Annotated in this window: 10 protein-coding genes and 4 tRNA genes; 10 read left to right on the forward strand and 4 right to left on the reverse strand. The window is 51.6% G+C overall.

Annotated features, from left to right (window positions below):
- Positions 1-129: 129 nt before the first annotated feature.
- The 3 genes from BZG13_RS09415 to rsgA form a co-directional block, all read right to left on the reverse strand.
- Complete coding sequence (locus tag BZG13_RS09415) at positions 130-1,536, reverse strand: SLC13 family permease (RefSeq protein ID WP_077486444.1); 1,407 nt, start codon at positions 1,534-1,536, stop codon at positions 130-132.
- Positions 1,537-1,735: 199 nt separating this feature from the next.
- A complete protein-coding gene (gene asd / locus BZG13_RS09420; RefSeq protein WP_077457620.1) occupies positions 1,736-2,599 on the reverse strand; it encodes an archaetidylserine decarboxylase in 864 nt (287 codons plus the stop codon).
- 92 nt (positions 2,600-2,691) lie between these two features.
- Positions 2,692-3,744 carry a small ribosomal subunit biogenesis GTPase RsgA gene (gene rsgA / locus BZG13_RS09425; RefSeq protein WP_077486445.1) on the reverse strand — a complete coding sequence of 351 codons (1,053 nt, stop codon included), beginning with the start codon at positions 3,742-3,744 and terminating at the stop codon, positions 2,692-2,694.
- 79 nt (positions 3,745-3,823) lie between these two features.
- On the opposite strand from rsgA, the gene orn reads away from it, so the two are divergent.
- The 5 genes from orn to BZG13_RS09450 all read left to right on the forward strand — a co-directional run bounded on the left by orn (position 3,824) and on the right by BZG13_RS09450 (position 4,891).
- Positions 3,824-4,369: an oligoribonuclease gene (gene orn, locus BZG13_RS09430; RefSeq protein ID WP_069361577.1), complete on the forward strand. Its 546-nt coding sequence runs from the start codon at positions 3,824-3,826 to the stop codon at positions 4,367-4,369.
- Positions 4,370-4,501: 132 nt separating this feature from the next.
- Positions 4,502-4,577 (forward strand) — tRNA-Gly (locus tag BZG13_RS09435).
- A 38-nt stretch (positions 4,578-4,615) separates the two neighbouring features.
- Positions 4,616-4,691: transfer RNA gene (locus BZG13_RS09440), tRNA-Gly, on the forward strand.
- 30 nt (positions 4,692-4,721) lie between these two features.
- Positions 4,722-4,797: transfer RNA gene (locus tag BZG13_RS09445), tRNA-Gly, on the forward strand.
- A gap of 18 nt (positions 4,798-4,815) precedes the next feature.
- Positions 4,816-4,891: transfer RNA gene (locus tag BZG13_RS09450), tRNA-Gly, on the forward strand.
- A gap of 470 nt (positions 4,892-5,361) precedes the next feature.
- Here the strand turns inward: BZG13_RS09450 and queG are convergent.
- Positions 5,362-6,489: a tRNA epoxyqueuosine(34) reductase QueG gene (gene queG / locus BZG13_RS09455; protein WP_146005620.1), complete on the reverse strand. Its 1,128-nt coding sequence runs from the start codon at positions 6,487-6,489 to the stop codon at positions 5,362-5,364.
- A gap of 80 nt (positions 6,490-6,569) precedes the next feature.
- On the opposite strand from queG, the gene BZG13_RS09460 reads away from it, so the two are divergent.
- From BZG13_RS09460 to miaA, 5 genes are all read left to right on the forward strand, one after another.
- Complete coding sequence (locus BZG13_RS09460) at positions 6,570-8,042, forward strand: bifunctional ADP-dependent NAD(P)H-hydrate dehydratase/NAD(P)H-hydrate epimerase (protein WP_077486447.1); 1,473 nt, start codon at positions 6,570-6,572, stop codon at positions 8,040-8,042.
- 67 nt (positions 8,043-8,109) lie between these two features.
- The gene (tsaE, locus tag BZG13_RS09465; RefSeq protein ID WP_077486448.1) at positions 8,110-8,580 is read left to right on the forward strand and encodes a tRNA (adenosine(37)-N6)-threonylcarbamoyltransferase complex ATPase subunit type 1 TsaE; all 471 of its coding nucleotides are present in this window, start codon (positions 8,110-8,112) and stop codon (positions 8,578-8,580) included.
- Position 8,581: 1 nt separating this feature from the next.
- On the forward strand, positions 8,582-10,270 hold the full coding sequence (locus BZG13_RS09470; protein WP_077486449.1) for a LysM peptidoglycan-binding domain-containing protein: 1,689 nt from the start codon (positions 8,582-8,584) through the stop codon (positions 10,268-10,270).
- 1 nt (position 10,271) lies between these two features.
- Positions 10,272-12,287, forward strand: a complete 2,016-nt coding sequence (gene mutL / locus BZG13_RS09475; protein ID WP_077486450.1) for a DNA mismatch repair endonuclease MutL — start codon at positions 10,272-10,274, stop codon at positions 12,285-12,287.
- Entirely contained in the window at positions 12,280-13,221 is a 942-nt protein-coding gene (gene miaA / locus BZG13_RS09480) for a tRNA (adenosine(37)-N6)-dimethylallyltransferase MiaA (RefSeq protein ID WP_077457608.1), read from the forward strand. The genes mutL and miaA overlap by 8 nt, the downstream gene beginning before the upstream one ends.
- The last annotated feature ends 11 nt before the right edge of the window (positions 13,222-13,232 follow it).

Genomic DNA, 13,232 nt, shown 5'->3' on the forward strand with positions numbered 1-13,232 from the left:
ATCCTCAACGCTCAGCTGGCTTTCTTACTCACATCATCAGTGTTATCCCATTTTTACTCGATGAAAAATATCCACTTACACAGAATGAGGCGAATTTATCGCTTTTATTTCTCAATTGTTAAGCGCATGTCACGTAAGTAAGACAACCGCGCTGTAAACTAGGACTAAGCCACTTATGCCTAAGATCAGACCGACTTTGACCAAATCTTGACTGCTGATAAAGCCAGTTGAATACGCCAAGGAGTTGGGTGGCGTCGAAACCGGCAGTATCATCCCCAAGGAGGCCGAGAAGGCGACGACAATTAATAGACCTTGCATACCGCCAATGCTTGCCAGTGCGGGCATGGAGGAAGCAATGGCTGCGGCTATCGGCATTAAGAGGTTAGCGGTCGCGGTATTAGACATAAAGTTTGCCATCAGCCAGCAGATAATCGACAAGGTAACCAGCACTGTCATTGCGGTAAGCAGGCTGTAGTCGACCGCATGGGCGAGCGCCGCGGCGAGACCGGTTTGGTCGAGCGCGATCCCCATCGCAATCCCGCCGGCAACCAGCCACAATACATCCCAGTTGATTTGTTTAAGTTCTGGCTTACCAATAATGCCGGTGAGGGTAAAAATCGCCAGTGGGATTACCGCCACCACATAAGTGTTCATGCCATGCAAACTGGTGGTGAGCCACAGCACGATCGTGAGGGCGAAGGTGATATAGACAGTATACGCCTGCCAACTTTGTAGAAAGCGTCCCTCTAAAGCAAGATTCACGCGGGTATGTTGACTCTGAAAGAGCCGTTGTAATAGCCACCAGGCGAAGGTGAGTTGAACAATGACAAAAGGCAGCCCCATTTGCATCCAGCCCAGAAAAGAGACTTTATATTCCCCGGTTAGATACTGTAACGCAATGGCGTTAGGCGGTGTGCCGATAGGGGTGGCAATACCACCGGTATTYGCCGCCACGGGAATACACAGCACGAGGGCCTTGACCAAAGGATCCCCTTTGGGTAACACCGCGATAATGGGGGTTAATAGGGCCAGCATCATCACCGTGGTGGCCGTATTGGACATAAACATCGAAAATACCGCGGTAATCAGCATCAGGCCAAGCATGATAAATTTAGGGTGTTGACCAAACGGCCTTAACAGCACACGTGCCAAATTGATGTCGAGTTCATATTTTGACGCGGCAATAGCCAGTGAAAACCCGCCCATAAACAGAATAATGATAGGGGATGAAAAGGCGCTGAGAATGTCGGTATAAGGAATTAAGTCTCCGCGGGGGTGATGCTGTGTGATACCGCGAAACCAGTGTAAGCCTTTATCAGATATCATCACTAGTTGTAGTGTGATTATCAATAAAGACGTCGAAAAAACAGGCACAGGCTCAAGAACCCACAGCAAGGCCGCCATCAGAAAGATCGCCAATAAACGGTGCTGAATGATAGTGAGGTTAGCAATGGGTAACCAATCGGTAGGGGCTAACAGTAATAACAGCGGTAAGCCGAGGGCGACCAGCAATTTGATAAGACGAGCATTGACCACAAATACGCTCCTTCGTCATGGGTGGGCGAGCGCGTTCCGCCTGAGACGCGAAGACTCGCGTGCGCCTTGTTATCAGAAATAGAATATCTTTATGATACGGTGCTTTATCTTGAATTAACGGGAAAAATATCCGAATTTCCACACAAAAAAGGGRCATAAATGCCCCATATTTCACATTTTTCTAGATTTTTAGCGGGAGCTAGTGCTGGCGATGTGCGTAAGCTTGCCCTAATTGTGTCGGCTCACCGGGTAAGACGGCATCATCAAAGCGTACCGCCCCTTTGGGGAAGAGGTTAATCACGGTAGAGCCCAGTTTGAATCGGCCCATTTCCTCTCCTTGAGCAAAGTGCATCGCCTGCTCACCGTCGGTTGGATATTGCCAACGACGAATACTGCCACCAGTTGGCGGGGTCACCGTCCCGGCCCAGGTGGTTTCGATACTGCCAACAATGGTGGCGCCGACCAATATTTGCGCCATGGGGCCAAATGCAGTATCAAAGACGCACACCACGCGCTCATTCCGCGCAAAGAGGTTTGGTACGTTTTCTGCCGTCAGTGGATTCACTGAAAACAAATCGCCAGGAATATAGATCATCTCTCGCAATACGCCGTCACAAGGCATGTGGACGCGGTGATAATCGCGGGGAGAGAGGTATAAGGTGGCGAACTCTCCCTGATCAAACTTTGCTGCTAAGCTGTCATCGCCACCGATAAGTTCAGTCAGTGAGAAGCTATGGCCTTTCGCTTGAATCAAACGACCCTGTTCAATCGCGCCTGCTTGGCTGACACAGGCGTCAGCCGGAAAGATCAGTGTTGTCTCGTCGCCATCGATTGGGCGTAGTGCGGGCTTCAGCTCACGGACGAAAAAATCGTTGAAGGTGCGATAGTAACTCGGATCGCTGACTTTCGCTTCGCTCATATCGACGTGATATTGCTTGATAAACCACTTGATGACTGCAGTGGTTAACCAGCCACCTTTTAAGCTCGCAAGCTTGCCCATTAATCGGGTTAACGCGTGTTTCGGCGTAAGATATTGTAGGCCGACTTTCAAATCGTCTCGCACAGTGTAGTCCTAACCATTTATTGGGTTGATGATGCCAGTGACGCGCTTATACGGGCGCGCCGTGTCGCGGATCTGAGTGAAGTGACAGTCGCTCAGTGTTGCTTATTACGAGAGAACTGACGGTTGTCTTTGGCTTCTTTYATGCTCTCAATGATGCGGTGGTAGCTATCAAAACGTTCGACACTAATGTGTCCGTCTTCGACCGCTTGTCGCAGTAGACACCCCGGATCATCGCCATGTTTGCAATCGCGGAACTTACAGCCACCCAAATAATCACGAAATTCGACAAAGCCATGAGCAATTTGTTCCGGCTCTAAATGCCACAAGCCAAACTCACGGACGCCGGGGGAGTCAATCAGATCGCCGCCTTGATCAAAATGATACAAGCGTGCGGCGGTAGTGGTGTGTTGACCAAGCCCTGAATTTTCTGACACCTGATGCGTATGTGCGTGCACATCAGGGAGTAGGGTATTGACCAAACTGGATTTCCCGACGCCGGATTGCCCAACAAAAACACTCACATGCTGGTCTAGGTGTGTCATCAACGCTGACATGCCTTCGCCCGAGTCCGCACTGACCATCACGAGGGGATAACCAATATCTCGATAAATATCGAGCAGATCATCGACCATCTCATGGCCTTCTTCATCCAACAAATCGACCTTGTTAATCACAATCAGGGGGGCGATATCCAGTGCTTCACAGGCAATCAGATAACGGTCGATAATGTTGGTCGACAGCTCGGGTAAAATAGCGGCCACGATCACCACTTGATCAATGTTTGCGGCTACTGGCTTGACCCCATCGTAATAGTCGGGACGAGTGAGCACGGAGTCACGCTCATGCACCGCTTCTACAACGCCGGCAAAGCCATCGAGCGCTTCTTTACCGGGTCGCCATACGACACGATCGCCAGTGACCAAACTATGGACAGTGCGGCGAATATTGCATCTATGTATCTTACCTGTGTCGGGATCTTCAATATCGGCATGCTGGCCAAACCGCGTGATAACCCGCCCTTCCCGTGCGGATTCTAGCGCGGCATCGTCCCATTGCCGATCGGTATCTTTGTCTTTGATTCGGCGTTGTTGGTTGGATCTTACCCGTCGCAGTTGACCCTTCGTCAGTTTTTTCTTTTTTGCCACGTTGACTCTTATCGGTTAAGTTGGCTTTCATATCAAGCACAGTATGATACATGGTTTATCGATAAAAAAGGCAAGTTCAATGGCGTTCAGTGAAAACAATTTAATCTGGATTGATCTGGAAATGACAGGGCTAGATCCGGATACCCATAAGATCATTGAGATCGCGACCGTTGTGACGGACGCACAGTTGAATATTCTGGCGGAAGGGCCCGTGCTGGCGATACATCAACCGCAAAGTGAGCTCGACAAAATGGATGATTGGTGCACGCGAACACATAGCCAGTCTGGCTTAGTGGCGCGCGTACAACAGAGTGATATTGATGAACAAACCGCCATTGAGCAAACCATCGCATTCTTATCGCAATGGGTGCCGTCTGGCGCGTCACCGATTTGCGGTAATAGTGTGGGACAGGATCGGCGCTTCCTCTATCGACACATGCCAGCACTTGAGCGCTATTTTCATTACCGCACCGTGGATGTGAGCACGTTAAAAGAGCTGGTACGTCGATGGCAACCAGAGGTGTTGAATGATTTCTCTAAACAGGGAACCCATTTAGCGCTTGACGACATCCGAGAATCAATTGCAGAATTACGCTTCTATCGCGAGAGGATCTTAACGATCTGATGAGCCAGTCATCGATCTGATGCTCTTTTGAGCGATTAAAAGAAAAAACCAAAATTTTGCTCATCAGCACTTGCAACCCGGTTTTTTCTTCGTATAATTCGCAGCCCTAACGACGTGAAACGTCTGTTGAAAGCGACATTAGCTCAGCTGGTAGAGCGCAACCTTGCCAAGGTTGAGGTCACGAGTTCGAACCTCGTATGTCGCTCCAAATTTAGTCTCGATCTGAGATTGATCAGGTCGATCTAAGCGACACTAGCTCAGCTGGTAGAGCGCAACCTTGCCAAGGTTGAGGTCACGGGTTCGAACCCCGTGTGTCGCTCCAAATTAAAATGCGATGTAATGCATCAGCAATGCGACATTAGCTCAGCTGGTAGAGCGCAACCTTGCCAAGGTTGAGGTCACGAGTTCGAACCTCGTATGTCGCTCCAAACAACAATTCGGAATAAGCGACACTAGCTCAGCTGGTAGAGCGCAACCTTGCCAAGGTTGAGGTCACGGGTTCGAACCCCGTGTGTCGCTCCAATCACTTGGTTAACCACCAGTGTGGCGTTTAAGATAGCGCCATCTTTAATGCTGTGAAGCATCATTTCTTACACAAATCCCATCTGTCCATGCTTTCTCTGAAAGCGCATGGTGGCGCGGTTTTTTACCAACACTGCACAGACTTATCCACAGGTCAAGCGCTGTGGATAAACCAGTTAATGGATTTGTTGCTGTGTATATTGCTGGTTATCTTATCATCAGGCACGGTATCTATGTTGCACACGTGCAATAAACGCAAAAATACCTTAACTGATTGTAAAGAAAGGGAAATTTAGGCTTTTCTTTCAGGTTAGCTAACGCTTTTCCACAGTGTTATTCACTTACGTGATCTTGCTCGCTTAATGCACCATCAATGTGTTTAACTATCAAAAAGCGCATCATAAATGCGCATTGCGTGACGGTTTTCCACATTATGTGAATAGCGTCATCTTTCTGCTTGTAAGCCCTGATTAAGCGTCACGAGGCAATCCTTTTTCTATGATGCGCACGAGACGACGCGTCCCTGTGGGTAGCGTTTTGACATCAATACGCTGTCGTTTTTTCTCTTGCTCGCTGAGCGCCCAGTGAATATGTTCGTCAACCAGCTCGTCCTCACCGAGCCGCGCCTTGAGACTATCGATGATCGCCTGATCGAAGGGGGCATTACCCATCGCAATAGCCAAGTTGCGCCGCCATTTTTTTATCCCTATCCGGCGTACTGCTGAGCCCTGGGTTAGCGATAAAAAAGTGTCCTCATCCCAGTTGAAAAGCGTGGTGAGCGCCTGCTGATCGAGGCTGGGGCGACAGTGGAAGTCGGCTTCTAAGGTCAGTTCGGCCTCCCGGTTAAATGGGCAAACCAACTGGCAGTCATCGCAACCATAGATACGGTTACCGATGGCATGGCGAAATTCTAAGGGGATCACGCCGTCATATTCGATGGTCAGGTAGGAAATGCAGCGACGGGCGTCGACCACGCCTTCTGCGATGATTGCTTGAGTGGGGCAACTGGTCATGCAGGCCACGCATTTACCGCATTGATTCTCGACAGGGGTGTCGACAGGTAAAGGAAGATCCACCAATAACTCACCGAGGAAGAACCAGGATCCCGTTTCATCATTGAGGATCAGGGAGTGTTTGCCTGTCCAGCCCAATCCTGCCTTTTCCGCTAAAGGACGCTCAAGGACTGGCGCGGAGTCGACGAAAGGGCGGTAACCATAGGGGCCGACCGCTTGTTCAATCTGTTGTCCAAGCTTTTTTAAGCGGTTGCGGATCAATTTATGGTAGTCCCGCCCCAGAGAGTAACGGCTAATGTACCCAAGCTCTGGATGCGCCAGCGTATGCGCAAAACCGGCATTGGGGGGTAAGTAGTTCATCCGCACACTGATCACGCGTACCGTGCCTGGCACTAACTCATCGGGGCGCGCGCGCATCATGCCATGTCTGGCCATCCACGCCATCTCACCGTGATAGCCGTTATCAAGCCAGCGCTGTAATTGCGCTTCATGTTGCTTGAGATCAACATCCGTGATCCCCACCTGCTGGAAGCCTAGCGCTTGCCCCCATTGCTTGATACGTTGGGCGAGGTGGTCGAAATCAATGGATGCATCGGACTTGGGTTGCGACATAGCGGTAGATCCTGAGGCCTTGGGTGGTGCAGAACAATCAATGGAGGCACTTAATGGCAACAAGTTTACCACAGAGTTTCTATCGCGCAGAGCAAGTTCGAGAAGGCGAGCAAGCGGTCGCGCGTGCATTGTCGATTCCCCTGTATCAGTTAATGCTACGCGCGGGACAGTCAGTGTTTGACTGTATCAATCAACATTATCCCAATGCGGCCAGACTATTAATCGTATGTGGCGCCGGGAATAACGCGGGTGATGGTTATGTGATTGCGCGGCTTGCCAAATCCGCAGGGTTGAACGTTACCGTCTGGTCGTTAGTGACCCCAAATAAACTGGAGGGGGATGCGGCGACTGCTTGGCAAGAGTGGCAAGATTGTGGTGGTAGCTATGTGGAACACCCACCCACTATCAGCCAGTTTGATGTCGTGGTCGATGCTATCTTGGGCACTGGATTATCGCGTGCCGTGGAGGGAGCGTTTGCGCAGGCGATCAGCGCTATCAACCTCGCGGATGTACCTGTGGTGGCGGTAGATATTCCTTCTGGGCTTTGTGCCAATAGTGGCTGCGTGAAAGGCGTGGCCATTGATGCGGATATGACCGTCACCTTTATTGCGTTAAAACAAGGATTGCTCACCGGCCAAGCTGTCTCTTATCGCGGTAAATTATTGTTCGCGGGCTTGAACGTGGCGACGGCGTTCTCGCGTCAGTGCACACCCGCCGGCTACCTTGTTTGCGACGACTGGATTGAACAGCATTTACCAAAGCGCGCGCGTAGTGCACACAAAGGCCAGTTTGGGCGTGTACTGTGTTTAGGTGGCGATCAAGGTATGGCGGGTGCGGTGACCTTATCAGCGCAAGCGGCGTTAAGAGCCGGTGCTGGACTTGTCAAAGTAGTGACACAAAAAGCGCATACGTTGATGCTGGTCACCCGTCAGCCGGAGTTGATGACACAAGATTGGGCACCGGGCCAATCACTCAGCGAGACGCTCGCATGGGCAACCCATTTGGTTATTGGCCCAGGACTGGGCCAGAGTGCGTGGTCGGATGCGTTGTGGACGATCGCCGTGAGTGCTCGGACGCCCAAGGTGATTGATGCCGATGGCCTTAATAAGTTAGCGCGGCAGCCACAACACCGTGATGACTGGATCCTCACCCCCCATCCCGGAGAGGCGGCGCGCTTATTAGGTTGTGACACCAAAGATGTGGAACTTGACCGCTTTGCTGCCGTCAAAGCGATACACACTCGTTATGGTGGCGTTGCCGTACTTAAAGGCGCGGGAACAATCGTATATGATGGCACAAATTATGCTGTTGCTAATGTCGGCAACCCTGGCATGGCGTCAGGGGGAATGGGCGATGTGCTGTCGGGTGTAATAGGCAGTCTACTTGCGCAAGGCGTGGACTTATTTCCTGCCGCGGCTCTGGGGTGCTATCTTCATGGCAAAGCGGGTGATAAGGCAGCCGAGGCAGGAGAACGGGGATTATTGGCCAGCGATTTACTCCCCTATTTGCAACAATTAGTTGATTAGCGCACGGGTGGCGGTAGCCATGCAAGGTGCGACGAATACCCATATAAAGATGAGATCCCTTTGTAGTATGACCCAGACTTTTACCACCTCATTGACGGATGCCGATCGCACCGTGGCGTTTGGTGCCGCGTTGGCGCGTGCATGTACGCAAAGTACCACTTGTTACTTGCACGGTGATCTTGGCGCCGGCAAAACCACGTTCTGTCGCGGCTTTGTGCAAGCAATGGGACATACCGGTAATGTGAAAAGCCCGACCTATACGCTCGTGGAGCCTTACTTGTTAACGCCATGGCAGGTTTATCACTTTGATCTTTATCGACTGGGCGACCCAGAAGAGTTGGAGTTTATGGGGATCCGTGATTATTTTAATGATCAGGCGCTTTGCTTGATTGAGTGGCCGGAAAAAGGCCAAGGCTGGTTACCGCGCGCCGATCTAGACATTAGGCTGCGCTATGACGGCGAGCAACGTGAACTGGTTATTGACGCGAATACCCATGTTGGGGGAGCAATTATCGACCGTCTAGAATGGGAAGACTAGCATGATGTGGCAGCGGCTTTGCATCTTGATGATCGCCAGTTTGTTGAGTGCAACAAGTTGGGCCAATAAGATTGAAAATATTCGCGTATGGCCCGCCCCCAATGAGACACGGGTGGTGGTGGATCTTGAAGATAAACCGGATTTTAGCTATTTCTCACTGTCACGCCCCGATAGGTTGGTGGTTGACTTAAAGCAGAGCCAGCTGGCGACGCGCTTACCTAAGCCGGTTAAAGGCAGCGATATCCTGGGTAAAATCCGTAAAAGTAGTCCGCCCGAGGCATCGACGTATCGATTAGTCTTTGAGTTAAAAGAAGGTGCCAAACCACATATCTTCTCGCTCGCCCCTGGGGGAGAATATGGCCACCGGCTGGTGGTTGATTTACCCCATCCTAAGAAAGTGGATAAAAATAAACCGGCATTGTCTGTTGCTGAAAAAAAGCGGCGTGAGACGGTGGCCGCATTGCCTTTTGGCACCGAGGATATCGTGGTGGCCATTGATGCCGGGCATGGCGGTAACGATCCCGGTGCGGTGGGGCCGAGCCGCAAATTTGAAAAATATGTCACGCTCTCCATCGCTAAGCAAGCGGCGGCACGTATTAATGCTGTTCCTGGCATGCGTGCGGTCTTAACCCGTACGGGCGATTATTTTGTCGACTTGAACCGTCGTTCCGAAATTGCACGTAAACACAAAGCCCATTTATTGGTCTCGGTACACGCGGATGGCTTCCATAAGCCACAGCCTCGTGGCGCGTCAGTATGGGTACTCTCTCGTCGCCGGGCGAACAGTGAGATTGGTCGCTGGATTGAAAAACACGAAGAGCAGTCCAACTTGTTGGGTGGTGGCTCTTTGCTGGCACAGAATAATGAAGACGAGTATCTAAGCCGTGCGGTGTTGGATTTGCAGTTTAGTAACTCGCAAAAAGAAGGTTTTAATGTCGCGAAACGGGTATTAAAGGAGCTCGGCAAAGTCACTAAATTGCATAAATCGAGTCCAGAGCACGCCAGTCTGGCCGTATTAAAATCACCAGACATACCGTCTTTGCTCGTCGAGGTGGGCTTTATCTCGAATCCGCAAGAAGAACGCCTGCTATTTCAGCGTGATCACCAGCGCCGGCTCGCGGATGCGGTCTATCATGGTATTCGCAATTATTTTGAGCGTTTCCCGCCGGATGGCACCTTGTTTGCTGCGCGCAAAAACGGCGTCAAACATAAAGTCAGTGCCGGTCAGTCACTGTCGGTCATCGCTAAAAAATATAAGAGTTCCGTCGCCGCGATAAAATCGGCGAATGGGTTGACCTCTAATACGTTGCGGGTGGGCCAAGTGTTATCGATCCCCAATGTGGATGTCGCCAAATTAGCAGGAAAGACAAGTAAAGCAACATCAACGCGTACGCTGACGCACACCGTGAGCCGCGGCGAGTTTCTCGGCAAAATTGCCGAGCAGTATCACGTCTCGGTGGCGACGCTGCGCCGCGCGAATAACTTGAAGTCTGACACGCTCTGGGTGGGGCAAAAGCTGAAAGTGCCGGGCGCAACACCGCCAGCGGTGAAGCACAAAGTCAAACGCGGTGAATACCTTGGCAAAATTGCCAGCAATTACGGGGTGACGATTGAGAGCCTTCGTCGCGCCAATGAATTACGCTCTGATACGCTGGCGGTCGGGCAAACTCTGATCATCCCAGGAAGCTGATATGGCGATTGAGATTTTACCCGCGCGCCTTGCCAACCAGATTGCAGCAGGGGAAGTGGTCGAACGTCCTGCCTCGGTAGTGAAAGAGCTGGTAGAAAACAGCATTGATGCCGGGGCGACCCGCATTGATGTGGATATTGAAAAAGGCGGCAGCAAACTGATCCGGGTGCGTGATAATGGTGGTGGGATCAGCAAAGCCGATCTGCAGCTTGCCCTGAGTCGACACGCCACGTCTAAGATCCATAGCCTTGACGATCTTGAGGCGATCATGAGCCTCGGCTTTCGCGGCGAGGCGCTGGCGAGTATTAGCTCGGTATCACGTCTTACCATCACCTCGCGTCCAGCTGACCAGCAAGAAGCATGGTCGGCGTTTGCCGAAGGGCGAGAGATGGCGGTGAATGTCAAACCCGCTGCCCACCCGGTTGGCTGTACCGTGGAAGTGGTGGACTTATTCTTTAATACCCCAGCACGGCGCAAATTTTTACGCACCGACAAAACCGAGTTTGGTCACATCGATGAGCTATTACGCCGCATTGCATTGAGTCGGTTTGATATCACCATCAATCTGCGCCATAACGGCACGCAAGTGCGCCAATATCGACGTGTACCAGAAAATGGTGACCCGTTACGCCGCGTTAAGGCGATTTGTGGGCAAAAATTTGTTGAGCATGCGTTGCGGATTGACCTACATCACCACGACATGACACTGACAGGCTGGATCTGCACACCGGCAGGCGCACGACAACAAAACGATATGCAGCATTGTTTTGTTAATCAGCGAATGATGAAAGATAAGCTGATTAACCACGCGATTCGTCAAGGCTATGAACAAAGCCTTGCCCAGGATCAGTATGCTGCTTTCGTGCTGTATATTGATGTCGATCCGCATCAAGTGGATGTCAATGTGCACCCGGCCAAACATGAAGTCCGTTTTCATCAGGCGCGCTTGGTGCATGATTTTATCTATCAAGCCATTTATGACGGCTTACAACAAGCGTTGTTCTCTGAAGACCACAGTGTGGACCCTGAGACGGGCGAAGTGAGAGAAGCCGTCACTTATCAGCCGCGAGCCTCCGCGACTGCCAACCCCAACCCTTATCAACAAGCGGTTGACGCGTTTCCTGATTACCCGGGTAAGCGCGAGGGGAGCGGTGGGTCACAGGCCACGTTGCCGCGTGATACGGTATCGTATCAGCACGACGCCAGTGACCGCTCACGTAGTGGCCGGCCCTCTCACGGCTCAGACTGGCCGGGAAGACCGTCTGCTCCCTCAAGCTCACCTTCAAAGCAGGCGACGCAAGCGTATCAAGCATTGATGACCCCCCAATCTGATGCCGGGGCTGACCTTGGTGAGGCCACGCCAGCGCGTTCGACGACGTTGTCGCATTTTGACAGCGTCCCAGCAACGCTCGATACCGCCTCAACAGTGGCGAGCACGGGTCAGTCTGGATTAGGCAAGGTGCTTGCAGTGGTTGAGCAGCACTATGTGTTGATGTCCTGGGGCGAGGGATTATGGTTAGCCGATCATCACCGCTTGGCATGCTGGCGTCATCAAGGGGCGTTACAACCCGCTCTGGATGAGGGGTTAGTCACTCAACCCTTATTGATCCCACAACGGTTATCAGCCTCTGAAGAGGAGTGTCAGCGCGTGATCCAGTATCAGGCGTTACTTGGCCAGTTTGGCATTCATATTCGCCCCAAAGGGCAGCAATTAATGGTGATGTCAGTCTGTCAGCCGCTACGCCAACATAACTTGCAAGCGTTTATACCGGCACTGTTGGATTGTTTGGGTGGGTTAGACCCCGACCAATCCCACACGGATCACAGCGAGAGTATGTGCAGTTGGCTGGCAAAGCAGTTGACAGTAGCATCGGATCCAGTCAGCCTTGCGCAAGCGGTACAAACCGTATCGGACATTGAACAATATTGGCAGGGGGATGCGTTAGAAAAGGGGCGCCAGCGCTACTTTAAACGCCTCGACCTGACCTCAGTGATAGAAGCATTACAGCATGACTAACCCGCTGCCTAAAGCGATTTTTTTGATGGGGCCGACTGCATCCGGGAAAACGGATTTGGCCATTGCAATACGCCAGACTTTGCCAGTGGAAATCATTAGTGTTGATTCGGCACTGATTTATCGCGGGATGGATATTGGGACAGCTAAGCCAACCGCGGAGGAATTAGCGCAAGCCCCCCATCGTTTGATCGACATTCGTGATCCGTCTCAGGCCTACTCGGCGGCAGACTTTCGTGACGATGCGCTCACAGAAATGGCGCGGATCGTCGCGGATGGTAAGATCCCACTGTTGGTGGGAGGCACCATGCTGTATTTTAAAGCATTGCTAGAAGGACTATCACCGTTGCCGAGTGCGGATCCTGACATCCGTGAAGCGTTAGAAAATGAGGCGCAACAGCATGGGTGGGAAGCATTACATGCTCAGTTGTGCGAGGTTGATCCCGTGTCGGGGGCGCGGATCCATCCTAACGATCCGCAGCGAATTACGCGGGCGTTAGAAGTTTATCGGATCAGTGGTCAGACCCTAACAGCATTAACAGAAAAAAAAGGTGAACCTTTGCCGTATCAGGTACACCAATTTGCAATAGCGCCTCAGGATCGAGGTGAATTGCATCGCCGCATCGAGCGTCGTTTCGATAAAATGATCGACGCGGGGTTTGAAAAAGAGGTACGCACACTATACGAACGCGAAGATCTGCATGTCGATCTGCCCTCGATTCGTTGTGTCGGGTACCGTCAGATGTGGGACTATTTGGCCGGACGTTGCACCCATGATGAAGCCGTTTACCGTGGGATTTGCGCGACGCGCCAGTTAGCCAAGCGTCAGATAACCTGGCTAAGAGGCTGGGATAATGTGACTTGGCTTGATAGCGACACGCCGTCGCTGTCTTTACAAACGGTGACAAAAGCGTTGACGGCAGGGACGGAAACTTGATGTATACTGTC

Origin of the sequence: Salinivibrio sp. ML323, assembly GCF_001995745.1 — a bacterium.
Lineage (GTDB): Bacteria > Pseudomonadota > Gammaproteobacteria > Enterobacterales > Vibrionaceae > Salinivibrio > Salinivibrio kushneri.

Coding starts and splice junctions, on each gene's coding strand:
- miaA (WP_077457608.1), top strand. CDS start 12,280: ATGACTAACCCGCTGCCTAAAGCGATTTTTTTGATGGGGCCGACTGCA.
- BZG13_RS09460 (WP_077486447.1), top strand. CDS start 6,570: ATGGCAACAAGTTTACCACAGAGTTTCTATCGCGCAGAGCAAGTTCGA.
- orn (WP_069361577.1), top strand. CDS start 3,824: ATGGCGTTCAGTGAAAACAATTTAATCTGGATTGATCTGGAAATGACA.
- BZG13_RS09470 (WP_077486449.1), top strand. CDS start 8,582: ATGATGTGGCAGCGGCTTTGCATCTTGATGATCGCCAGTTTGTTGAGT.
- mutL (WP_077486450.1), top strand. CDS start 10,272: ATGGCGATTGAGATTTTACCCGCGCGCCTTGCCAACCAGATTGCAGCA.
- tsaE (WP_077486448.1), top strand. CDS start 8,110: ATGACCCAGACTTTTACCACCTCATTGACGGATGCCGATCGCACCGTG.